The sequence below is a fragment of the Pseudomonas sp. PDM02 genome (assembly GCF_014852285.1).
Taxonomy (GTDB): domain Bacteria; phylum Pseudomonadota; class Gammaproteobacteria; order Pseudomonadales; family Pseudomonadaceae; genus Aquipseudomonas; species Aquipseudomonas migulae.
On record NZ_JACVBL010000017.1, the window covers coordinates 23,739 to 44,694 of the forward strand.

At 60.7% G+C, this 20,956-nt stretch carries 20 protein-coding genes; 13 read left to right on the forward strand and 7 right to left on the reverse strand.

The window, feature by feature from the left end:
- The first annotated feature begins 134 nt into the window (after positions 1 to 134).
- The 4 genes from IB245_RS25185 to IB245_RS25200 all read left to right on the forward strand — a co-directional run bounded on the left by IB245_RS25185 (position 135) and on the right by IB245_RS25200 (position 3,686).
- On the forward strand, positions 135 to 449 hold the full coding sequence (locus IB245_RS25185; protein ID WP_008029410.1) for a DUF485 domain-containing protein: 315 nt from the start codon (positions 135 to 137) through the stop codon (positions 447 to 449).
- Positions 446 to 2,116 carry a cation acetate symporter gene (locus IB245_RS25190; RefSeq protein WP_192229015.1) on the forward strand — a complete coding sequence of 557 codons (1,671 nt, stop codon included), beginning with the start codon at positions 446 to 448 and terminating at the stop codon, positions 2,114 to 2,116. The genes IB245_RS25185 and IB245_RS25190 overlap by 4 nt, the downstream gene beginning before the upstream one ends.
- A gap of 82 nt (positions 2,117 to 2,198) precedes the next feature.
- Entirely contained in the window at positions 2,199 to 2,753 is a 555-nt protein-coding gene (locus tag IB245_RS25195) for a cytochrome b (protein WP_192229016.1), read from the forward strand.
- 3 nt (positions 2,754 to 2,756) lie between these two features.
- Positions 2,757 to 3,686, forward strand: coding sequence for an NAD(P)H-dependent flavin oxidoreductase (locus tag IB245_RS25200; protein WP_192229017.1), 930 nt, complete (start codon positions 2,757 to 2,759; stop codon positions 3,684 to 3,686).
- Between the two features lie 145 nt (positions 3,687 to 3,831).
- On the opposite strand, the gene IB245_RS25205 is transcribed toward IB245_RS25200, so the two are convergent.
- Positions 3,832 to 4,716, reverse strand: a complete 885-nt coding sequence (locus IB245_RS25205; RefSeq protein WP_192229018.1) for a LysR family transcriptional regulator — start codon at positions 4,714 to 4,716, stop codon at positions 3,832 to 3,834.
- Positions 4,717 to 4,830: 114 nt separating this feature from the next.
- Here IB245_RS25205 and IB245_RS25210 point away from each other — a divergent pair, with 114 nt between their 5' ends.
- Positions 4,831 to 5,505 carry an MOSC domain-containing protein gene (locus IB245_RS25210; protein WP_192229019.1) on the forward strand — a complete coding sequence of 225 codons (675 nt, stop codon included), beginning with the start codon at positions 4,831 to 4,833 and terminating at the stop codon, positions 5,503 to 5,505.
- Positions 5,506 to 5,572: 67 nt separating this feature from the next.
- Here IB245_RS25210 and IB245_RS25215 read toward each other — a convergent pair whose 3' ends face one another.
- Positions 5,573 to 5,932, reverse strand: coding sequence for a DUF6124 family protein (locus IB245_RS25215; RefSeq protein WP_192229020.1), 360 nt, complete (start codon positions 5,930 to 5,932; stop codon positions 5,573 to 5,575).
- A gap of 529 nt (positions 5,933 to 6,461) precedes the next feature.
- On the opposite strand from IB245_RS25215, the gene IB245_RS25220 reads away from it, so the two are divergent.
- From IB245_RS25220 to IB245_RS25240, 5 genes are all read left to right on the forward strand, one after another.
- The gene (locus IB245_RS25220; protein WP_008039778.1) at positions 6,462 to 7,979 is read left to right on the forward strand and encodes a CoA-acylating methylmalonate-semialdehyde dehydrogenase; all 1,518 of its coding nucleotides are present in this window, start codon (positions 6,462 to 6,464) and stop codon (positions 7,977 to 7,979) included.
- 122 nt (positions 7,980 to 8,101) lie between these two features.
- The gene (locus IB245_RS25225; RefSeq protein ID WP_192229021.1) at positions 8,102 to 8,491 is read left to right on the forward strand and encodes a tautomerase family protein; all 390 of its coding nucleotides are present in this window, start codon (positions 8,102 to 8,104) and stop codon (positions 8,489 to 8,491) included.
- Between the two features lie 63 nt (positions 8,492 to 8,554).
- Entirely contained in the window at positions 8,555 to 9,604 is a 1,050-nt protein-coding gene (locus IB245_RS25230; RefSeq protein ID WP_192229022.1) for an NAD(P)H-dependent flavin oxidoreductase, read from the forward strand.
- 259 nt (positions 9,605 to 9,863) lie between these two features.
- Complete coding sequence (locus IB245_RS25235; protein WP_192227665.1) at positions 9,864 to 11,213, forward strand: gluconate:H+ symporter; 1,350 nt, start codon at positions 9,864 to 9,866, stop codon at positions 11,211 to 11,213.
- A gap of 140 nt (positions 11,214 to 11,353) precedes the next feature.
- The gene (locus IB245_RS25240; protein ID WP_192229023.1) at positions 11,354 to 12,679 is read left to right on the forward strand and encodes an OprD family porin; all 1,326 of its coding nucleotides are present in this window, start codon (positions 11,354 to 11,356) and stop codon (positions 12,677 to 12,679) included.
- 354 nt (positions 12,680 to 13,033) lie between these two features.
- Here IB245_RS25240 and IB245_RS25245 read toward each other — a convergent pair whose 3' ends face one another.
- Both IB245_RS25245 and IB245_RS25250 read right to left on the reverse strand, forming a co-directional pair.
- Entirely contained in the window at positions 13,034 to 13,876 is an 843-nt protein-coding gene (locus IB245_RS25245) for an NAD-dependent protein deacetylase (RefSeq protein ID WP_192229024.1), read from the reverse strand.
- Positions 13,877 to 14,047: 171 nt separating this feature from the next.
- Positions 14,048 to 15,094, reverse strand: a complete 1,047-nt coding sequence (locus IB245_RS25250; protein WP_192229025.1) for a class I SAM-dependent methyltransferase — start codon at positions 15,092 to 15,094, stop codon at positions 14,048 to 14,050.
- Positions 15,095 to 15,519: 425 nt separating this feature from the next.
- On the opposite strand from IB245_RS25250, the gene IB245_RS25255 reads away from it, so the two are divergent.
- The 3 genes from IB245_RS25255 (at position 15,520) to IB245_RS25265 (ending at position 18,586) form a co-directional block, all read left to right on the forward strand.
- Complete coding sequence (locus IB245_RS25255; protein ID WP_008028211.1) at positions 15,520 to 16,854, forward strand: acetamidase/formamidase family protein; 1,335 nt, start codon at positions 15,520 to 15,522, stop codon at positions 16,852 to 16,854.
- Positions 16,855 to 16,998: 144 nt separating this feature from the next.
- A complete protein-coding gene (locus IB245_RS25260; RefSeq protein ID WP_192229026.1) occupies positions 16,999 to 17,838 on the forward strand; it encodes a DUF692 domain-containing protein in 840 nt (279 codons plus the stop codon).
- The gene (locus tag IB245_RS25265; RefSeq protein WP_192229027.1) at positions 17,831 to 18,586 is read left to right on the forward strand and encodes a DUF2063 domain-containing protein; all 756 of its coding nucleotides are present in this window, start codon (positions 17,831 to 17,833) and stop codon (positions 18,584 to 18,586) included. The genes IB245_RS25260 and IB245_RS25265 overlap by 8 nt, the downstream gene beginning before the upstream one ends.
- A gap of 109 nt (positions 18,587 to 18,695) precedes the next feature.
- Here the strand turns inward: IB245_RS25265 and IB245_RS25270 are convergent, their stop codons facing one another.
- From IB245_RS25270 to IB245_RS25280, 3 genes are read right to left on the reverse strand one after another with little or no spacing between them, the layout of a single operon-like run.
- Positions 18,696 to 19,643: a phosphatidate cytidylyltransferase gene (locus IB245_RS25270; RefSeq protein ID WP_008043299.1), complete on the reverse strand. Its 948-nt coding sequence runs from the start codon at positions 19,641 to 19,643 to the stop codon at positions 18,696 to 18,698.
- Entirely contained in the window at positions 19,640 to 20,239 is a 600-nt protein-coding gene (locus IB245_RS25275) for a lysophospholipid acyltransferase family protein (RefSeq protein WP_008028204.1), read from the reverse strand. The genes IB245_RS25270 and IB245_RS25275 overlap by 4 nt, the downstream gene beginning before the upstream one ends.
- Positions 20,226 to 20,858 carry a CDP-alcohol phosphatidyltransferase family protein gene (locus tag IB245_RS25280; protein WP_192229089.1) on the reverse strand — a complete coding sequence of 211 codons (633 nt, stop codon included), beginning with the start codon at positions 20,856 to 20,858 and terminating at the stop codon, positions 20,226 to 20,228. Before IB245_RS25280 ends, IB245_RS25275 begins: the two co-directional genes overlap by 14 nt.
- Positions 20,859 to 20,956 lie beyond the last annotated feature (98 nt).

Below are 20,956 nucleotides of genomic sequence, written 5' to 3' on the forward strand. Positions count from 1 at the left end.
TTAATGATCGTTTTACATGATCTTTGGCCGGGCATAGGTTGAGGGTGCAAATACACCGCAGCCAGTGGCAAATCGAGTCTTCGAATTTGAGGCTGTGGAACAACAATAACTGTCCACTGCTACACGGAGTCAACGTGAACCATGCATCCGAGTCAGCCAGAATTCGCAACCATCCCCGGTACCAGGATTTGGTATCACGGCAGCGAAGATTCGTCGCTTGTCTTACTGCCGCCACCCTTGTCCCGTACTTCACGTTCATCCTCGTCGCGGCGTTCGCGCCCCAGCTTCTAGCGCAGAAACTCTCCGCAACCAGCATCATCAATATCGGTTGGCCGCTGGGCGTCGCCTTCATCGTCGGGGCCTGGTTGTTTACCGGCCTGTACATCCTGCGCGCCAACGGCGAGTTCGATGACCTCACCGCAGAAATTCGCGAGGGGGCCATCGTATGAAACCCATTCTTCGCTACCTCATTCCTTCTCTGTTGGGCGCGGTCGCGACGTGCGCCTCGGCCGCCGATGTCTTGCAGGCGGTGGAAAAACAGCCGCTGAACATCACCGCTATCGCGATGTTTCTGGTCTTCGTGCTGACGACCCTGGGCATCACTTACTGGGCTGCCTCCAAGACCAAATCGATGGACGATTTCTACAACGCCGGCGGCGGCATCACCGGTTTCCAGAACGGTTTGGCACTGGCGGGGGACTACATGTCGGCGGCGGCGTTACTGGGCGTCACCAGCATGATTTTCTTCAACGGTTTTGATGGCGTGCTCTACTCGATCAGCTTCTTCGTCGCCTGGCCGTTGCTGTTGTTCCTGTTCGCCGAGCGCATCCGCAATCTGGGGCGCATCACCATCTCGGACATCGCCTCGTTCCGGCTCGATCAAAACCGGATTCGCACCATGACCGCGTTCGGTTCGTTGACCGTGGTCTGTTTTTATCTGGTGGTGCAGATGGTCGGGGCAGGGCAACTGATCCAGTTGCTGTTCGGTCTTCCCTACAACTACGCGGTGATCGCTGTCGGTCTGTTGATGGCGATCTACGTCACGTTTGGCGGGATGGTCGCCACCACCTGGGTGCAGATCATCAAGGCAGGCTTGCTGCTGGTGGGCGGGACATTGCTCGCAGTGTTGGCGTTGAGCAAGTTCGGTTTTTCGTTCGAGCTGCTGTTCGAAAAAGCGGTTGCCGCCCATCACGATGGCGAGCGGATCCTGCTGCCCAGCAAGCTGGTGGCCGACCCCTTGGCGCTCATCTCGCTGTCGCTGGGGCTGGTCTTCGGTACCGCAGGATTGCCGCATATCCTCATGCGCTTTTTTACCGTGCCGGACGCCAAGCAAGCGCGCAAATCGGTATTCGTCGCGACGGGCTTCATCGGCTTCTTCTACCTGATCGTTGCGGTATTGGGGTTGGCAGCCATCGTGATCGTCGGGCAAGACCCGGCCTTCTACGAGTCCGGCATTGTCGGTGGAAAGCTCATCGGCGGCGGGAACATGCCGGTGATGCATCTGGCAAAAGCCGTCGGCGGCGACCTGCTATTGGGCTTCATCTCCGCCGTCGCGTTTGCCACGATCCTGGCCGTGGTCTCGGGGCTCACCATGGCAGGCACCTCGGCGATTTCACATGACCTCTATGTCCGGGTCTTCCGCAAAAACCGTGCGGATGCGAAAGACGAGCGGCGTGTGTCGAAGATCGCCTCGGTCGGTATCGGCATCGTTGCGGTGGTGCTGGGCATTTTGTTCAAGGACCAGAACATCGCCTTCCTGGTCGCGCTGACCTTTGGCGTGGCGGCGTCGGTCAACTTCCCGATCCTCGTGCTTTCGATGTACTGGAAAGGGCTGACCACACGCGGGGCATTGATCGGTGGCATCGCCGGGCTGGTGAGCTCGGTCAGCCTGGTGATTCTCTCGCCGGCGGTGTGGGTCAAAGTGTTGGGCAATACCGACGCCATCTTCCCCTTCGACTACCCGGCCATCATCTCGATGAACGTGGCGTTCCTGTTTACCTGGCTCGGCTCGGTCACCGACCGCAGTCGCGGCGCAGCGCTTGAACGCGAGCGTTTCGATGATCAGCTCATTCGCGCCCGCACGGGCCTTGGCGCATCGCAAGCGGTCAGCCACTGAGACGCGGCACACCTTCATCGCGATGAGGGTGTGCCAGTCATTTCCATACCCTGATTTGTGCTCTCTGCAAAAGGAGTCAGCCATGCAACTTCGAGACAATGGCTTAAGGTTTTCACCCATCACGGTCGTGCTGCACTGGGTCGTGGCGTTGTCGCTGCTCGCCATCCTCGGCTTGCAGGTGATGATCGGCCAGGCGTCCAGTGAGGCCGGGCGGATGTCGTTGGTACACCTGCAAAACCTCATGGGGCTGATCCTGTTTCTCGTATCGATTTATCGGTTCTGGGCCCGGATCACCGCTTATCACCCGCTGCCGGTGGGCACGCCCAATCCCATTGAAGTGATCATCAGCCGTTCCGTTGCGGTGGCGCTCGCCCTGGCGATGGTGCTGCTGCCGGTCGCGGTGTGGGCCTCGCGGTCGGCGGCCGGTGAGGGAGTGGGGCTGCCCGGAGGCTTTTCGATTCCGGCGCTCTTGCCCACGAATGCAGCACTGAAGCAGGTGGTCGATGTGCTCTTCGATATCGGGGCGTCGGCGTTCCTGGCCGGCCTGGCCTTGCATGTCTTCGGTGCGCTCAAGAATCACTTTCTCCTGAAGAACAACACGCTCAAGCGGATGCTTGGAAAACATGTGGAGCTGTGAGTCATGAACGAAGCCAGATTTGATTTTGCGGGTAACGCCATCACTCAATTGTGTGGCGTGAAATACCCGATTTTTCTCGGCGGGATGGCGGCGATTTCCGGCCCGCCGCTCGTTGCGGCAGTCGCCAACGCCGGAGGCCTGGGCGTGGTGGGCGGTTTGCGCCTGCCGCCATTGACCTTGCGCCGATGGATACAGGAAACCCGAGCGCTGACCGACAAACCCTTTGGCGTGAACCTGGTGCCGCAGTTCGGCGGGCCTGACGTGTTTGAAGCGCAATTCCAGGTCGTCCTCGAAGAAAAACCGCGCCTGCTGTCCTTGTTTTACGCCGAGGCCTATTCCGCCGACATGATTCCCCGGGCCAAAGACGCGGGGCTGGTGGTCATGGTGCAAACGGGCTCGGTGGAGCTGGCGAGAATCGCCATCGCACAAGGCGCTGACATCATCGTGGCGCAAGGCAGTGAAAGTGGCGGTCATTTGAACCGAGGCACCATCGGCATCATGCCTTTGTTGACGTCCATCCTTGCGGTATCCGAGGGGCGACCGGTGCTGGCGGCCGGTGGCATCACCAACGGTGACGACGTTCGGGCGCTGATGTCCCTCGGCGCGTCTGGGGTGGTGGTGGGCACCGCGTTTATTGCCACCGACGAGTCGAACGCTCATCCGCTCTACAAGCAAAAAATTGTCGAGGCGACGACGGATGACACCGAGTACCGGACCGGGTATTCGTTTGGCTGGACCTACGGCACGCCGCACCGGGTGATTCCCAATCGCGACAAGTGGAACCTGCTGCGCTTCATCGGCGGTGGCGCCCGCGCAATCGACAAACCGCGCATGGCCAAGAAGCTGTCGCTGTACGCGGGGCAGGGCGTTGGCAAAATCCACAGCGTCGTCCCCGCAGCAGAGCGTGTGGCGGAGCTTGCCCTTGGCTTGTAGTAAGCCTCTCCTCGATTAACCTGTAGGAGCGAAGCTTGCTCGCGAAGGCGGTAGTGCATTCAGTTTCAATAGTGAATGTCCTGACGCTTTCGCAGGCAAACCGGAATGCCGCCCCGCTCGCAACTACAGTGTCGGTCTGTGTGTTTTACGCCGCCGGCCGGGCAATCTGCTCCTGCGCCAGACCAATGAACGCGCTCATCGCCGAGGTGATCATCGAGTCGTTCCTGCGGATAAACACGGTCGAGACGTTGGCGAATTCGGCCGGTAGCGTGTGGCAGCGAATCGCATGCCGCACGCTGCAATTCTCTGCGATGGCCTTGGGCAGCAAGGTCACGCCCATTCCCGCCGCGACGCATGACAGGATGCCGTCGAGGGTGCCCAGTTCCATGATCTGGTTAGGCACCAGCCCGACTTGGTAGAACCAGTTTTCCAGGGTGGAGCGGTAGAAGCATCCGGTGCGAAAGACCAGCACGGTTTGCTGGGGGATTTTCTCGATGAGCGCCGGCAGTGTCTCGAAGTGGCTGCTGCTGACCAGCACCAGTTCCTCTTGAAACACCTCTTCCTGCGCCAACGCCGGGTTCTGGTGAAATCCGCCGACAAACGCGCCATCGAGTCGATGCGCTTCAATTGCCTTGATCAGCTCGACCGTCGTTCCGGTCAGCAGCGACAGTTGCACTTCGGGGTATTGCTCGCGGTACTTCGTCAGCACCTGCGGCAAGCGAATGGCGGCGGTGGTTTCCATTGAGCCCAGCCGCAGCAGGCCGGTCGGAACACCGGTGTCCGTCAACGCATTGCGACTCTCTTCTGTCAGTTGCAGGATGCGCCGCGCATAACCGAGGAAGGTCTCGCCCGCCGACGTGAGCACCACTCCGGATTTCTTGCGGATGAACAGCTCCCGATTCAGTTCGGCTTCCAGCTCCTTCACCCGCATGGTGACGTTGGACTGCACCGTGTTCACGTTGACGGCGGCTGCGGTGAAGCTGCCGAGTTCGGCAACCGCGCAGAAAATCTTCAGTTGGCGCATTTCCATGATCGTCACCATCCATCATAAAAAGTGATTATGGACATATTTAACGATCACTTTACGGTCATTGTCGGTGGTTAGTAAAGTGGCCGAAACCCGGTAAAAGATGCGGATCGACCCATGACACTCATTTCGAAAATTGATCACGTCTTCGCCGGCGGCCTGGGGCTGTTGAAGCCCGAAGGGCAGCGTACGGGCATCTTCAAACAGCGCCGTTCAGGCCCCGTTCGCGTCGAGCTTCACGGGATTGTCGGTGACCAGCACGGCGACACCAGGGTTCACGGCGGTCCGGAAAAGGCTGTTCATCACTATGCGGCCGAAAACTATCAGCACCTGGCGCAGGCCTTTGCGCAATGCGCCCATGAGCTGCTTCCGGGCAGCCTGGGGGAGAACATTTCTGCGTTCGAACTCTCTGAGCGCAACGTGCACATCGGCGACGTATTCCAGATGGGCAGTGCGGTGTTGCAGGTCTCTCAACCGCGCAGCCCGTGCTGGAAAATCAATCACCGCTTCGACGCTGAGCGCATGTCGATACATGTCGCCAAGGAGCGAATCACCGGTTGGTATTACCGGGTGCTTCAACCGGGCTTCATTGAAGCGGGCGACCGGATCGAGTTGCTGGAAAGGCAAACGGAGCGCTTTTCCATCGATGAATTCTGGCAGGTGCAGTTGTCGCACCGGCCGGTGATCGACGATCTGCTGGCGCTGGCGGCAAGCCGTGGGTTGGCCGATGACTGGAAGCGGCGCCTGTCGGAGCGGGCGAAGTGGCTGCAGAAAGCGCTTCAGGAACAATAGTTGTACGCACTTGCACGTGTGGCGAGGGAGCAAGCGCCCTCGCCACAAACGCTGCGCTTAGCGGTGTTCAGTCTCGCGGATCAATCTGATCCAGCACCCGGTTCGCCGTGATCTCCGCCAGCATGATGCTGTTGGAAATGCCCAGCAGCGCATTGCGCGACCCACCGTCCAGAAGGTCCACCAAGTGATGGACCATCACATCGACCGAGGCCAGCGTCTCGACCAGATAAACCATCAGGGTTTCGGTCGTGAGCGCTGGGTCCACGGTAAACAAAGTGCTGGGTGTGCGCGGCGTGGCTTTGATGTCGGCAGTCGACGGGAAGTGGTAGTCGAGGGCACGCTCGGCGGCCTCGTTGAGTTTGTTTGAATCGGGTTCGTACGGGGATGCTGGATCGGTGTCTGGCGGATTGGGTGAAGGTTTGACCATGGTTCTGTCTCCAAAAACGTGGAGCCGTCACCGAATCGCTGCTAAACGAAGGGTGGCAGCTGTGCGCAGGTTAGCAGACCGGGGAGACACGAATCCGGCGCGCCCAAGGGCGCCCTGCGCACAGCTACCATGAAGTGCAGGCATGAAATGACCTGACTGTTTGGATGCAGATGCGCTTCGTTGTCACCACGGGCTGCTAAACCCGACCACTGATGAGCAGTGGCACGAATCAAGTTACCGGGCACCCCCAAAGCGCACAAGCCGGCGGATTCTGGCGTACCCGTAGGCAACGGCGCAAGGTTTTGTAGCTTTCATCTCGTAACCACGAGCGCGCTTAAACAAGCATTCTCCAGCGCTGTTTAACACCTAAAACACCTTCACCATTTCTGATCCATAAGATCATTAATCATCATTTTACATGATCCTTCTGCTGGCCTACTTTGACCCTGGCAGGCGCGCCATCGGCCGCCTGGCGCTCTCCCGACAACAACAAGAGATGGCTCTTATCCACCACCAGGGGACACCCGCCATGAGCAACCAGCCAGCAGACATCGCACACTACATTCACGGCCGCGTGACGCACGGTACTTCCGGCCGCACGCAGAACGTCACCAACCCTGCCATCGGCTCCGTCATCGGCAAAGTGGCCCTCGCCAATGCCGCTGAAGTCGACGCGGCAGTGAAGTCGGCAGCGGCCGCGTTTCCCGCCTGGTCGGCGCTGCCGCCGCTGCGTCGCGCCCGCATCCTGTTCAAGTTCCTGGCGTTGCTCAATGAACACCGCGACACACTGGCGCGCATGATCACCGCCGAGCACGGCAAAGTCTTCACCGATGCCCAGGGCGAAGTAACGCGTGGCATCGAGGTCGTCGAGTTCGCCTGCGGCATCCCGCAACTGCTCAAGGGTGACTACACCGAACAGGTCTCCACCAACATCGACAACTGGACCATGCGCCAGCCGCTGGGCGTGGTGGCCGGCATCACTCCGTTCAACTTCCCGGTGATGGTGCCGATGTGGATGTTCCCGGTGGCCATCGCCTGCGGCAACACCTTCGTGCTCAAGCCGAGCCCCATCGACCCGTCGCCTTCGCTGCTGATCGCCGAATTGTTCAAGGAAGCCGGGCTGCCGGATGGCGTGTTCAACGTGGTGCAGGGCGACAAGGAAGCGGTGGATGCGCTGATCGATCATCCCGACGTCAAAGCCGTGAGCTTTGTCGGATCGACGCCGATTGCCAACTACATCTACGAGACCGGTGCCCGCCACGGCAAGCGTGTCCAGGCGTTGGGCGGCGCGAAGAATCACATGGTGGTGATGCCCGACGCCGACATCGATCAGGTGGTCGACGCGCTGATCGGCGCGGCGTTCGGCTCTGCCGGCGAGCGTTGCATGGCGATCTCGGTGGCGGTGTTTGTCGGCGACGTCGCCGATAAGGTGATGCCGAAACTGGTGGAACGCACCCGCACACTCAAAGTCCTCGAAGGCACGAACCTGGCCGCCGAGATGGGCCCGATCGTGTCGCAAGTGGCGCTGCAACGCATCACCGGCTACATCGAACAAGGCATTGAGGAGGGCGCAGAACTGCTGGTCGACGGCCGTGGTTTTGACGGCGCCCAGGCTGGCGCGAATTGTGCCGAAGGGTTCTGGCTCGGTGGCACGGTGTTCGACCATGTCACCCCCGAGATGAAAATCTACAAAGAGGAAATCTTCGGTCCGGTGTTGGCGTGCATGCGCGTGAAGGACTTCGCCGAGGCGGTCGATCTGGTCAACTCACACGAGTTCGGCAACGGCACCGCTTGCTATACCCGCGACGGTCACATCGCACGTGAATTCGCAAGCCGCATTCAGGTGGGGATGGTCGGCATCAACGTGCCGATCCCGGTGCCGATGGCGTGGCATGGTTTTGGTGGCTGGAAGCGCTCGCTGTTCGGTGACACACACGCCTACGGCGAAGAGGGCGTGCGCTTCTACACCAAGCAGAAGTCGATCATGCAGCGCTGGCCGAACAGCATCGCCAAGGGCGCGGAATTCGCCATGCCGACCTCCAAGTAAGCACCGCTTTCTGCTCCACGGGTTTGGGGTGGATGACGTGTTGGCGCGGGCTTGCACGGCATCGTTTTTCCCAGGGGGAGCGAACACCTCGCTCCCGGTTTTTTCCGCACAGGTGAACCGCTATGCCGCTGCTCAAGTTCGACATCATTCAGGGGCGCAATGACCAACAACTCAAGACCCTGCTGGACGTGACCCACCAGGCGATGGTCGAGGCCTTTGAAGTGCCCGCCAGTGATCGCTACCAAAGCGTCACGCAACATCGTCCGGGTGAGTTGGTGCTGCACGACACGGGGTTGGGTTACACACGCACGACCAGCGTGGTGTTGTTGACGGTGATTTCGCGACCGCGTTTACAGGCGCAGAAAACCGCGTTCTACCGCTTGCTGGCCGAGAGGCTGCAAGCCGAGTGTGGCCTGTCACCCGATGAGCTGATTGTTTCGCTGGTGGAGAACACCGATGCGGACTGGTCCTTCGGCCGTGGAAGGGCGCAATTTCTGACCGGTGAACTTTAGGGTTCGCCGCGTGGGCCAAAGGGTCCGTTTTTACCTCTGTGCAACTGTCTTTCAGGTGAAGCCATGTCCACTCAACTGCTGTCCCTTTTGAACATTCGACTGCCCGTCCTTCAATCGCCGATGGTGGGGGTTTCCACGCCCCGACTGGCGGCAGCGGTGTCCAGCGCCGGCGGCCTCGGCGCGATTGGCATCGGGGCAAGCAACGTCGAGCAGGCGCGGAACATGATCCGCGAGACGGCCGCGCTGACGGACAAGCCGTTCAATGTGAATGTTTTTTGCCACCAGCCTGCTGTCCACGACAGCGCTCGCGAGACGCAGTGGCTGACATTTCTGGCGCCGTTCTTTGCGCAGTTCGGGGCCGCTGCACCGACGGCGCTGCGTGAGATCTACACCTCTTTTGTCGAAGACCCGGACATGCTGCAGATGCTGCTGGAAGAACGGCCGGCGGTGGTCAGCTTCCATTTCGGGCTGCCGCCACAACCGGCAATCGATGCGCTCAAGGCCGTCGGCATCATCCTGTTGTGTTCCGTGACCAACCTGGCCGAAGCGCAGAGTGCGGAACGCGCCGGCGTACATGCGCTGGTCGCACAAGGTTACGAAGCCGGGGGGCATCGCGGGGTATTCGATCCAAAACAGGATTCGCAAATGGGGACGTTTGCGTTGGTGCGTGTACTGGTGGCGGCTTGCCGACTGCCGGTGATCGCGGCGGGCGGCATCATGGACGGCGCGGGGATCAAGGCCGTCATGCAGTTGGGCGCCGGTGCCGCACAGCTGGGAACGGCGTTTATCCTCTGCCCCGAATCCTCCGCCAACAGCGCCTATCGCGAGGCCTTGAAGGGGCCGCGCGCGCACCAGACTGCCGTCACCAGCGTCATCTCCGGGCGTCCTGCCCGAGGCATGGTCAACCGCAACTTCACCTGCCTGGAGAAGGCTGGCACGGCGCTGCCAGACTATCCGCGCGCCTATGACGCCAACAAAGCGCTCAACGCCGCGGCCACCGCCCAGGCAAACACGGAGTTTGCCGTGCAGTGGGCGGGGCAGGGGGCGCCCCTGATTCGTGAGATGCCGGCCGCTGCGCTGGTGAATGTGCTTGCTGCGGAAATGAACGACTGAGCCAATCGGTCATCGGCGGCGAGCCGACATTTCACCGACTGCGCAAAACGATTCAAACGCGAGCTCTACTTCAACATTAATGGCTCAGGCGCGATGAAAATCCGCCTGGCCCAGTTTCAAAAAACACGACCCCCCATACCTCTGCACGACAACCCTTATCCCTCTACGAAAATTACTTTCGCCTCGTTTGAAAATCACCTCTCGAAATGTTTTATGAGTTTCACAACCCATTCGACGTGACCCTTTCGAGGAGTACCGCATGACCCTGTCCTTCGGCTATTGGCTGCTGGTATATGCCGCCATCGCCATCATCGCGCTGATCGTTCTGATCGCCCGTTACCGGCTTAATCCCTTCATCGTCATCACCCTGGTCTCCATCGGCCTGGCATTGCTCGCCGGCATGCCGCCGTCCGGGGTGGTTGGCGCCTACGAGGCCGGTGTCGGCAAAACTTTGGGGCACATTGCGCTAGTGGTGGCGCTGGGCACGATGCTCGGCAAAATGATGGCCGAGTCCGGCGGCGCCGAGCAGGTGGCGCGCACCTTGATCGACCGTTTCGGCGAGAAGAACGCGCATTGGGCGATGGTGTGCATCGCGTTCCTGGTTGGGCTGCCGTTGTTCTTCGAAGTCGGTTTTGTGTTGCTGGTGCCGATTGCGTTTACCGTGGCGCGCCGGGTCGGCGTGTCGATTCTGATGGTCGGTTTGCCGATGGTCGCCGGGCTGTCGGTGGTGCATGCGCTGGTGCCGCCGCACCCGGCGGCGATGCTGGCGGTGCAGGTGTATCAGGCGTCGGTCGGGCAGACGTTGATGTACGCGATTCTGATCGGCATTCCGACGGCGATCATTGCCGGCCCGCTGTACGCCAAGTTCATCGTGCCGCGCATTCAACTGCCGGCGGAAAACCCGCTGGAACGGCAGTTCCTCGAGCGCGAACCGCGCGACAGCCTGCCGGGTTTCGGCATCACCATGGCGACCATTCTGTTGCCGGTGCTGTTGATGCTGATCGGCGGCTGGGCCAACCTGATCTCCACGCCGGGCAGCGGTTTCAACCAGTTTTTGCTGTTCATCGGCAACTCGGTGATCGCGCTGTTGCTGGCGACCTTGCTGAGCTTCTGGACCCTCGGCCTCGCCCAAGGCTTCAACCGCGAATCGATCCTCAAGTTCACCAACGAATGCCTGGCACCGACCGCCAGCATCACCTTGCTGGTCGGCGCCGGTGGCGGTTTGAACCGGATCCTGGTGGACGCCGGGGTCACCGACCAGATCGTCAGCCTGGCCCACGAATTTCACCTGTCGCCGCTGCTGATGGGCTGGCTGTTCGCCGCGTTGATGCGCATCGCCACCGGTTCCGCCACCGTGGCCATGACCACCGCTTCCGGCATTGTCGCGCCGGTGGCCATCGGTCTGGGTTATCCGCATCCGGAGTTGCTGGTGCTGGCGACGGGCGCGGGGTCGGTGATCTTTTCCCACGTCAACGACGGCGGCTTCTGGTTGATCAAGGAATACTTCAACATGAGCGTCACCCAGACGTTCAAGACCTGGACCGTGCTGGAGACCATTATTTCGCTGGTCGCCTTCGCGCTGACCGTGGGTCTTTCTTACCTCATCTAGCTCGAACACTCCGATCGCTTTCCTCAAGGCTCATGGTCACTCATCGAGCGCGGCATTGTGCGCGCCGCGGTTGAGTGCCCGTGGCGGACAGCGGTCGGCAAAAACTCAAGAAAACATAAAAAATCACCCTGGAGCACCGTATGTTCAAGCGAGCAATCCCCACCGCACTTTTGCTGGCCACCGGTTCGATGTGCGCACAGGCAGCCGATTCTGCCGCGCACGGTTTTCTGGAGGACAGCAAAGCCACGCTGTCGATGCGCACGTTGTATTTCAACAGCGATAACCGCGATGGCACGGCGGACCCGTCGAAAACCGAGGAGGCCGCGCAGGGTTTTGTGCTGCGCTATGAGTCCGGTTTTACCCAGGGCGCGGTCGGGTTCGGGCTGGATGCGCAAGCGTTGCTCGGTGTGACGCTGGACAGCGGCGCGGGTCGCCACGTGGGCAGCGGCATGATCCCGAGTGACGGCGACGGTGCTGCCGACACCTGGAGCAGCTTCGGCCCCACGGCGAAGATGCGCATCTCAAAAACTGAGTTCCGCTACGGCACCCTGCTGCCGAAACTGCCGATCCTGTTGTCGAACGATGCCCGCGTATTGCCGCAGTCGTTCACCGGTGCGCAGGTCACCTCGAATGACATCGATGGCTTGATGCTGACCAGTGGCGTGCTTGAACATGCGGTCGGCCGCGCCTCGACGGACCGGACCGGTTTGTCGGTGCCGGGCGCCACCCAGGACAGCAACAAGTTCTACTTCGCTGGCGGTGACTACTACATCACCAAGGAACTGAAGGCGCAGTACTACTTCGCGCAGATGGAAGACTTCTACAACCAGAACTTTTTCGGTCTGACCCACGTGCTGCCGATCGACAGCAAAAGCTCGTTCACCACCGATCTGCGCTACTTCAACACCACATCGACGGGCGCCAACAGTTCCGCTGCCGGCCGCGCACAAGGCTACCGCACCTCGGGTTATACCGAGGACAACAACGGTGAAATCGACAACAACACCTGGGTGGCGATGATCACCTATGTGAACGGTGGCCACTCGGTGTCGCTTGGGCATCAACAGGTGGGTGACGGCAGCAACTTCGTGCAGCCCAACCAAGGCAGCCTGGTTGATAAAGGGGCGGGTGGTGGCAGTGTTTACCTGCCGACGGACCGCATGATCCAGAGCTTTACACGTGCGGGCGAGCAGACGAACTTCGGTCAATATTCCTATGACTTCGCGCCTTTGGGCGTGCCGGGTCTGAAAGCGTCGATTGCGTATCTGAAAGGGACTGACATCAAGGTTCGCAACGCGGGCGATCAGTCCGAGTGGGAGCGTGATATGACCCTGGACTACGTGCTGCAATCGGGGTCGCTCAAGGGGCTTGGTTTCAGCGTGCGCAACGGCAAGTCGAATACCGATGCCGGGCGTAACGTTGATCAGAATCGCTTTATCATCAACTACACCTTGTCGCTGCTGTAATCGCCCACGGTCTTTGTAGGAGCCGGCTTGCCGGCGATTGGGCCTTGAGGTTTGCGCTGTTTTTGCGGACGTCATCGCCAGCAAGCCGGCTCCTACAGGGTTTGCGTTTTGTCAGTTGCTAAGGTGCCAGGCGAGCACGGTCTTTGTAGGAGCCGGCTTGCCGGCGATTGGGCCTTGAGGTTTGCGCTGTTTTTGCGGACGTCATCGCCGGCAAGCCGGCTCCTACAGGGTATGTGTTGTGTCAGTTGCTAAGGTGCCAGGCGGGCACGGTCTTTGTAGGAGCCGGCTTGCTGGCGATTCAGGCGGCGCGGTGTATCTGTTACGCCGCCATCGCCGGCAAGGTATGCGTTGTTGCTAAGGTGTCAGGCGCTGGGTCAGCAACGGCAATAGTTGTTCGCAGGATGCCTCGATTTTCAGATCGAGGATGTCATCCGCCCGCGTCTTGCCCAGGTTAATCGCTATCAGCGGCTTGCCCTGATCCGCCACCGCCCGGCACAAACGAAACGCCGAATACGCCATCAACGAAGACCCCACCACCAGCAATCCCGCCGCTTTTTCCACCGCAGCCATTGCCTTGGCTGCCGTCACCTGCGCCACGTTCTCGCCAAAGAACACCACGTCCGGTTTCATTCGCTCGCCCGCGCAATGCGGGCAATGCGGTACCTGAAACCGTGCTTCGAACGCCGCGTCGAGCAGCGTGTCGCCGTCCGGTGCCTGCACCGCATCCACGCCAGCCAGGTATGGGTTCTGCGTTTCCATCAACTGCTGGATCGAATCCCGCTCACTGCGCTGCCCGCAATCCAGGCACAGCACCCGGTGCAGGCTGCCATGCAGTTCGATCACGTCGTGGCTGCCGGCCTGGTCGTGCAAGGTGTCGACGTTTTGGGTGATCAGCCCGCTGATCTGCCGGGTGCTTTGCAGGTTGGCGATGGCTTCATGCGCCACATTCGGCTGAGCCTGACGCACCCGCGGCCAGCCGAGCATCGCTCGCGCCCAGTAGCGGCGTCGGGATTCGGGGGCGCTGAGGAATTCCTGATACATCATCGGTTGCCGGCCTCGGCGCACGCCCTGGTGGTCGCGGTAGTCCGGAATGCCCGACGGGGTGCTGATGCCGGCACCGGTCAGGACCACGAACGGCTGGTCGGCCATGAACTGCTGGAGCCGGTCGAGTTGTTCGCGGGTGCGGCTGTCGAGCATGTTCAACACTCCGATGGGCCTGGGGTGTTTGCAGCGTAGCATTTGGTGATTCATTTGTAGGAGCGTGGCTTGCCCGCGAAGACGGCCTGTCAGACAACGACGGTGTGCCTGAGATACCGCCTTCGCGGGCAAGTCGGATCGCCGCACCGCTCGCTCCTACAAGGTCAACGTTTACTTGCGCGCTTCGAGTATCAGGTTGAACGGTGTTTCCGTCGCCCGACGGAATGTGCTGAATCCCGCTTCCGTAAACACTTTGCGCAACCGCGCCTCACCGGCCTGGGCGCCGAGCCCGAGGCCGACTTCCTGAGACAGCGAGTTCGGGGTGCAAATGAACGTCGAGGCGGCGTAGAACAACCGGCCAACCGGGGTAACGTTGTCATCGAGTTTGTCGTTGGCGAACGGTTCCACCAGCAGCACCGTGCCGTCCGGCTTCAGCGACTCATAGGCGTGCCGCGCCGCGCCCACCGGGTCGCCCATGTCATGCAGGCAGTCGAAATAACAGATCAGGTCGTAGTCGTCACCGGGGTAGCTTTTTGCCGTGCCCTGGAAGAACCGCGCCCGCCCGGACACACCGCCTTCCTCGGCACGCTGGGTGGCGACGGTGACGGACGGCGCGTGGTAGTCGAAGCCGACGAACCGCGAGTCCGGGAACGCCTGGGCCATGATCACCGTCGATGCACCATGCCCGCAGCCGATGTCCGCGACCTTGGCGCCAGCCTCCAGTTTGGCGACGACACCTTCAAGGGACGGTAGCCATTCGGCGACCAGGTGCGCCTTGTAGCCGGGCCGGAAGAACCGTTCCGTGCCGCTGAACATGCACGGATGGTGTTCGCCCCAGGGCAGGGCGCCGTTGCCGCGCATGGCTTTGACCAGCTTGTCCTTGTCATGGAAAAACGACGCGACCACCCCGATACCGCCCGCCACGTAGACCGGTGAGTCTTCGATCGCCAATGCCAGGGCTTGTTCTTCGGGCAGGCGGAACTGGCCGTCGCGGTGTTCCATGTAACCGGACGCGGCGTGAGCGCTGAGCCATTCGCGCAGCAGGCGGGGGTTGCAGCCGGTTTTCTCGGCGAGTGTTTCGGGGCTGATCAACTGACTGTCGGCCATCGCCCGGTACAGCCCGAGCTCTTCGCCGAGGATGACGTTGGCGAGCATCGCCGCGCCGCCCATGTCGTTCACCAGTTTGCCCATGAAATCGTTGAGTCTGGCCTCGTCCATCACGTGTGCTCCTTCGGCTGGATCACGGTCCAGGGGCATTCTTTGTCGAGGCATTCACCTCTGGGCAGTGGTCGTGGAAATGATCAGGACGGTGAGTACGTCCTGCGTGCAGTAAGTTTAGTCCGCAGGCCGTGGGCTGCCGGCCGGAGCGACGAAAGCCCGCATTTGCCTGATTCACACACATCCCCTGTAGGAGCGAGGCTTGCCCGCGAAGGCGGTATTTCAGACACATCCTCGTTGACTGTTACGCCGCCTTCGCGGGCAAGCCTCGCTCCTACAGGGGTACGTGTGTATCGGAGTGTATCTAACGTCCTTCTCGATACATTTCCCGCAAAACCGGCTCACTGCCGAACACAGCCCAGATACAAACCTGCGATGAACTGCACAGGCCGCTTGGCACCCTATACACCGTGAAGGGGACAACAATGACCACGCTCCTGCCTGAAACCGACCTGACATCCACCCCCGTCGATCGCCTGCGCGTCGACCAGTACACCAGCGGCCTCATCGGCCCAAGCCAGCCAATGCTCGGCCCGCTGGCCGACGGCGGCACCCTGATTACCGGCACACCGCCGGGCTGCTGGGGGCCGATGATTACGCCGGCCTTCGAGGGCGGCCATGAAGTGACCCAACCAGTGGCCATTGCCGGTGCCGAAGTCGGCGACGCCGTGGCGATCAAGATCAAAAGCATGCGCGTCACCTCGCTGGCCACCTCGTCCGGCGTGATGAGCTTCGTTGAAGGTCGCTACAACGGCGACCCGTTCGTCGCTAAATTCTGTAGCAAATGCGGCACCGAGCACCCGGCCAGCTACGTCGAAGGCATCGGCGAAGATTCGATTCGTTGCAGCAATTGCGGCGCCGAAGTCAGCGCTTTCCGCTTCAGCCACGGGTACGTGATCGTGTTCGATGCGCAGAATCAGGTCAGCCTGACCGTCAATCAGGACATCGCCAATCAACTGGCGGGCAACGCCTCCGAGATGTCGGCACTGCCGGAGTTCGCCGCCCAGCATTCGATCCTGTCCCTGGCCCGCGCCGACATCCCCGGCGTTGCCGCGCACATGCGGCCGTTCCTCGGCAACATCGGCACCACGCCGTCGCGGGACTTGCCGGACTCGCACAACTGCGCCGATTTCGGCCAATACCTGATCGGCGCACCGCACCGTTTCGGCATGACGCGTGAGGAACTGCACGCGGCCAAGACCGACGGTCACATGGACACCAACTCGATCCGTGAAGGCTGCGTATTGATCTGCCCGGTGAAAGTCCCGGGCGCCGGTGTGTACATGGGCGACATGCACGCCCAGCAGGGCAACGGCGAGATCGCCGGGCATGCCACCGACTGCTCCGGGGAAACCGAAGTGCAGGTCGAAGTGATCAAGCACCTGACACTGGAAGGGCCGATCCTCCTGCAAAACCTCGACGATCTGCCGCCGATGGCGCGGCCGATGAATGCCCTGCAACGGCAGAAAGTCCGCGAACTGGGTGAGCGCTGGGGCCAGACCGAGATCGAGCAGAGCGGCCCGATCACCTTCATCGGCAGTGGCGAAAACCTCAACGTGGCGGTGGAAAACGGCCTGAAACGTGCCGCTTCGGTCACGGGCCTGCCGTATGACGAAGTGCTCAACCGCGCGACCATCACCGGCTCCATCGACATCAGCCGCTTGCCCGGCACCGTGCGCGTGACCTTCCTGTGCCCGATGAACGTGCTCGATCGCATCGGCATCGGTCATCTGGTGCGCGAGAAATACGACCTGGCGTAACGCCCACCGGCGGCTCTGTATCAAAGTGTGTACAGACCCGCCGGCGATACAACCGCCGCGATTTTCTGCCGGAACGCAACACAGGCCCGATACACCGTTTCGGTTAACTGTGATTACGTTCTGACAACCTTTGAGATCGACATCATGCAGACTTCCAACACATCAACGAAGGCCACCGTCGGACTTGGCCTGCGTCGCGGTTTAATGAAAGACCTCCAAGCCGCCCGCGTGGGCGATTTCGACTTTCTGGAAGTCGCGCCGGAGAACTGGATCGGCATCGGCGGCGCCCATGGCGCGGCACTGCGGGGCCTGGCCGAGCGCTATCCGCTGTCCTGCCATGGTTTGTCCCTGTCATTGGGCGGGCCGGCGCCGCTGGACGTCGGGTTCCTGCAAGAAGTGCGGGTTTTTCTCGATCAGTACAACGTGCCGCTGTACAGCGAACACCTGAGCTACTGCAGCGATGACGGTCACCTGTACGACCTGTTGCCGCTGCCCTTTACCGAAGAAGCGGTGCACCACGTCGCCGCGCGCATTCGCCAGTCCCAGGACATTCTCGGTCGGCGCCTGGCGGTGGAAAACGTCTCGTATTACGCCGCGCCGCAGCAGGACATGGACGAGCTGACGTTCACCAACGCGGTGCTGCGCGAAGCCGATTGCGACCTGTTGCTGGACGTCAACAATGTGTACGTCAACTCGATCAACCACGATTTTGATCCGCAGGTTTTTCTGGCCGGCATCGATTCGGACCGGGTGGTAGCGATGCACGTGGCCGGGCATTTCGATGAATCCGACACGTTGAAAATCGACACCCACGGCGCCTCGGTGAAACCGGTGGTGTGGTCGTTGCTGGCCCAGGCCTATGCTCGGTTCGGCGCGCAACCGACGTTGCTTGAGCGGGATTTCAATTTCCCTGCATTCGCGGAACTGGTCGCCGAATTGCAGACCATTCGCCGCTTGCAGGCCAAGGGGGTGAACCATGGTTGATTCAGGCCTGTTTCAGCAGCAAAACACCTTGGGGCTTTACCTGCGTGACCCCGATCATTGCGCGCCGCCGGCCGGAATGGACGTGGCGCGGGCACAGGTTTATCGCGACCTTGTTTTCAATAACCTCTCGATCTTGCTCAGCGGTACTTTTCCGGTGCTGATCAAGATTCTTGGCGATGAACGCTGGGGTTCGCTGGTGCGCATCTTCCTGCGGGACCACCGTGCGCAAACTCCGAAATTCGGCGAGATCGCCAGGGAGTTTGTCGACTTTCTCGCGTCAGAACCGCCTGCGTTGCACGAAGGGGCGTGGCCGCCGTTCATGGTGGAACTGGCGCATTACGAATGGATCGAGATGGTGTTGCAACAGTCCGACGCCGAGCCATTGCCGGCGAGTGAAGTCGGGCTGTTGCTGGATCGACCGTTGCAGGTTTCACCGCTGGCCTGGCCGTTGGCGTATGCCTGGCCGGTGCAGTTGGTGGGGCCGGACTATCAGCCTGAAACGCCTCCGGCTCAGCCGACGTTGTTATTGGTTCGTCGGGCGGAGGACTGGAGTGTGAAGTTTTCCGAACTGAGCCCGCTGGCCTGGCGCTTGTTGCAGCGGATCGGCGAGTTTCCTCAATTGAACGGGCGTGAGCAATTGGAAGGATTGGCCGTCGAAGCGGGGGCGGCGGGATCGCAGGATTTCATCGACAGCGGAGCGGCGTTGTTGCGGCAGATGCACGGGGAAGGGGTGGTTGGCCCGGCATAACCCCCTGTAGGAGCCGGCTTGCTGGCGATGGCGTCCGTTCAGGCGATAAATGTGTCGACTGACCTACCGCTATCGCCAGCAAGCCGGCTCCTACAGGGGGGATGCGTTTTTATTGGGCGGAGAAGAAGTACCGCGTCAGGTGAAAGAAGATCGGCGCCGCGAAGCAGATCGAGTCCATCCGGTCGAGCATGCCGCCGTGGCCCTTGATCATGGTGCCCCAGTCCTTGGCGCTGAGGCTGCGCTTGATCGCCGACATCACCAGGCCGCCCAGGAAACCCATCACCACAATCACGAACGACATCATCAGCGACTGCCAGAAACTGAACGGTGTCATCCAGAACATGCAGCCGCCAATCAGCGTGGCTGACAAACCGCCGCCGACCAGGCCTTCCACGGTTTTCGACGGGCTCACCAGCGGCGCAACCTTGTGCTTGCCGAAGAGCTTGCCGAACACGTACTGCAACACGTCACTCAACTGCACGACGAACACCAGGTAGAACAGCAGCAGCGCGTTCTGGCCCTGGAAGCCTTCCAGGTCCAGCAGTAACAGCGCCGGCGCGTGGCTGATGCAGTAGACGCAAATCATCACCCCCCACTGAATTTTGGCTGCCCGTTCCAGGAAGGCGTCGGTGTCCTGGCTCAGCACCGCAATCGCTGGCAACAGCAGGAAGGCGTACACCGGAATCAACAGCGTGAACAGCGAATACCAGTGGGTGCCGATCAGTACGTATTGCAGGGGGATCAGAATGAAAAACGCCGAAAACAGCGCGTTATGGTCGCCAGGCCGGGTCGGTGTCAGGGTGATGAATTCCCGGAGCGCGAACAGGGAAATGAAGCCGAACAGAATGACCGTCGCGTTCCCGCCCAGCAGGTAGGACACGAAGAAAATGATCACCATCCCCCACCAGGCATTTACGCGCTGGTTGAGGTTTTCGATGGTCGAGACCGAGCCCTCTGTCGTAGCCCGCTTGGCCAGTATCCGGCCGATGATCGAAGCGATCGCCAACAGGGCGGCAATGGCGCCGAAGAACCACAAAAACTTTTCATCAAGATTCATTCCGACAACCTCACAATCGCGTCACGCGCCCGATCCAGAAACACCTGTTTTTCCTCACCACTGATCCGTTGCAGCGGATCGCCGATACGGATTGTGCAGATGATGGGCAGGGGGACGTGTTTGCCTTTTGGCATGGAGCGATGCAGGTTTTCCAGGTAGATAGGCACCAGGTCAACCTCAGGGAATGTCTCGGCCAAGCGGAACAGACCCGATTTGAAAGGACCGGGTAACGCCTCGCTGCCGCGCGTGCCTTCCGGAAAGATGATGATCGAATGGCCGGCGCGCACCACGTCGAAAATCGGCTCCAGTACGTTGACGCCGGGCGCGGGGTTGCGATCGATCAGCACCGCATTCAGGCCTTTCTGCGAGATGTATGACAGGAATTTGTTCTTTCCCCAGTAGTCAGCGGCCGCAACCGGTTTCACGTTCACTCGGGCTTCCGGTGGCAGGGCGGCGATGATTGCCAAGGTGTCCATATGGCTGGAGTGATTGGCGAAATAGATACGCTGGCGTGTCAGGTCCGGCGGGCTTTCCCATCGGGCCGTGACGCCGATCACGAATCGAAGAACAGAAATCAGCGCGTTACTGATCCACATGAGGATTCCCCTTCAGTTCGCGCGAGATGGCCAGGGTGCGCGTGACGCAGGTCGCGGCGGAGCCGATGGCGATGATGACCAGCGCAATCAACAGCACGTAGTGAGTGGCATAAACGCTCGCTTCGACGGCATTCAGCAGCAGCCCGACCGTCATGACTGCCATTCGGTGTTGCTTGGCCATCGGGCCGATGAAGCTCTGCTTGAGACCGATCGAGCCGCCAAACACCCTGATGTAAGCCGTCAATGCCGCAGCCAGCGCGGCAAACCAGCCAATGTCAGAGTAGCCGATGGCGTAGCCCAGGCCGACAATCAGCAGGCTGTCGGCAATCCGGTCGGGGAATTCGTTGTAGAGGCTGCCGATGTCGGATTTCTTGCCGCCCTCAATCGCGACCATTCCGTCGAAGAGGTTGCACAACAGGCGCAACTGAATGCCGAGGGCGCAGAGGATCGAGCCGATGACACCCGTGTCGATATTGAGCGCGACGATACCAGCGAGTGCAAAGGCGATGCTGGCCACGGAGATCTGATTGGGGGAGAGGTCCCTTTTCACCAACTGGTCGGTGACGTATTTGGCCCATCCCGCAGAACGCGTCTTGATGGGTCTTCTGTTTTCATCCATGTGCAATGTCCATATCAATGATGAGGTACTGCCGAGTACAGCACAGCGGCGAATCACCGACTGCGCCCGACAATATAAAGGCTTTCCTTGGCCTTGGT

Bases quoted from the DNA above. Each gene is read 5' to 3' on its own strand.
- IB245_RS25190 (WP_192229015.1), top strand. From the start codon at position 446: ATGAAACCCATTCTTCGCTACCTCATTCCTTCTCTGTTGGGCGCGGTC.
- IB245_RS25195 (WP_192229016.1), top strand. From the start codon at position 2,199: ATGCAACTTCGAGACAATGGCTTAAGGTTTTCACCCATCACGGTCGTG.
- IB245_RS25200 (WP_192229017.1), top strand. From the start codon at position 2,757: ATGAACGAAGCCAGATTTGATTTTGCGGGTAACGCCATCACTCAATTG.
- IB245_RS25205 (WP_192229018.1), bottom strand. From the start codon at position 4,716: ATGGAAATGCGCCAACTGAAGATTTTCTGCGCGGTTGCCGAACTCGGC.
- IB245_RS25210 (WP_192229019.1), top strand. From the start codon at position 4,831: ATGACACTCATTTCGAAAATTGATCACGTCTTCGCCGGCGGCCTGGGG.
- IB245_RS25215 (WP_192229020.1), bottom strand. From the start codon at position 5,932: ATGGTCAAACCTTCACCCAATCCGCCAGACACCGATCCAGCATCCCCG.
- IB245_RS25220 (WP_008039778.1), top strand. From the start codon at position 6,462: ATGAGCAACCAGCCAGCAGACATCGCACACTACATTCACGGCCGCGTG.
- IB245_RS25225 (WP_192229021.1), top strand. From the start codon at position 8,102: ATGCCGCTGCTCAAGTTCGACATCATTCAGGGGCGCAATGACCAACAA.
- IB245_RS25230 (WP_192229022.1), top strand. From the start codon at position 8,555: ATGTCCACTCAACTGCTGTCCCTTTTGAACATTCGACTGCCCGTCCTT.
- IB245_RS25235 (WP_192227665.1), top strand. From the start codon at position 9,864: ATGACCCTGTCCTTCGGCTATTGGCTGCTGGTATATGCCGCCATCGCC.
- IB245_RS25240 (WP_192229023.1), top strand. From the start codon at position 11,354: ATGTTCAAGCGAGCAATCCCCACCGCACTTTTGCTGGCCACCGGTTCG.
- IB245_RS25245 (WP_192229024.1), bottom strand. From the start codon at position 13,876: ATGCTCGACAGCCGCACCCGCGAACAACTCGACCGGCTCCAGCAGTTC.
- IB245_RS25250 (WP_192229025.1), bottom strand. From the start codon at position 15,094: ATGGACGAGGCCAGACTCAACGATTTCATGGGCAAACTGGTGAACGAC.
- IB245_RS25255 (WP_008028211.1), top strand. From the start codon at position 15,520: ATGACCACGCTCCTGCCTGAAACCGACCTGACATCCACCCCCGTCGAT.
- IB245_RS25260 (WP_192229026.1), top strand. From the start codon at position 16,999: ATGCAGACTTCCAACACATCAACGAAGGCCACCGTCGGACTTGGCCTG.
- IB245_RS25265 (WP_192229027.1), top strand. From the start codon at position 17,831: ATGGTTGATTCAGGCCTGTTTCAGCAGCAAAACACCTTGGGGCTTTAC.
- IB245_RS25270 (WP_008043299.1), bottom strand. From the start codon at position 19,643: ATGAATCTTGATGAAAAGTTTTTGTGGTTCTTCGGCGCCATTGCCGCC.
- IB245_RS25275 (WP_008028204.1), bottom strand. From the start codon at position 20,239: ATGTGGATCAGTAACGCGCTGATTTCTGTTCTTCGATTCGTGATCGGC.
- IB245_RS25280 (WP_192229089.1), bottom strand. From the start codon at position 20,858: ATGGATGAAAACAGAAGACCCATCAAGACGCGTTCTGCGGGATGGGCC.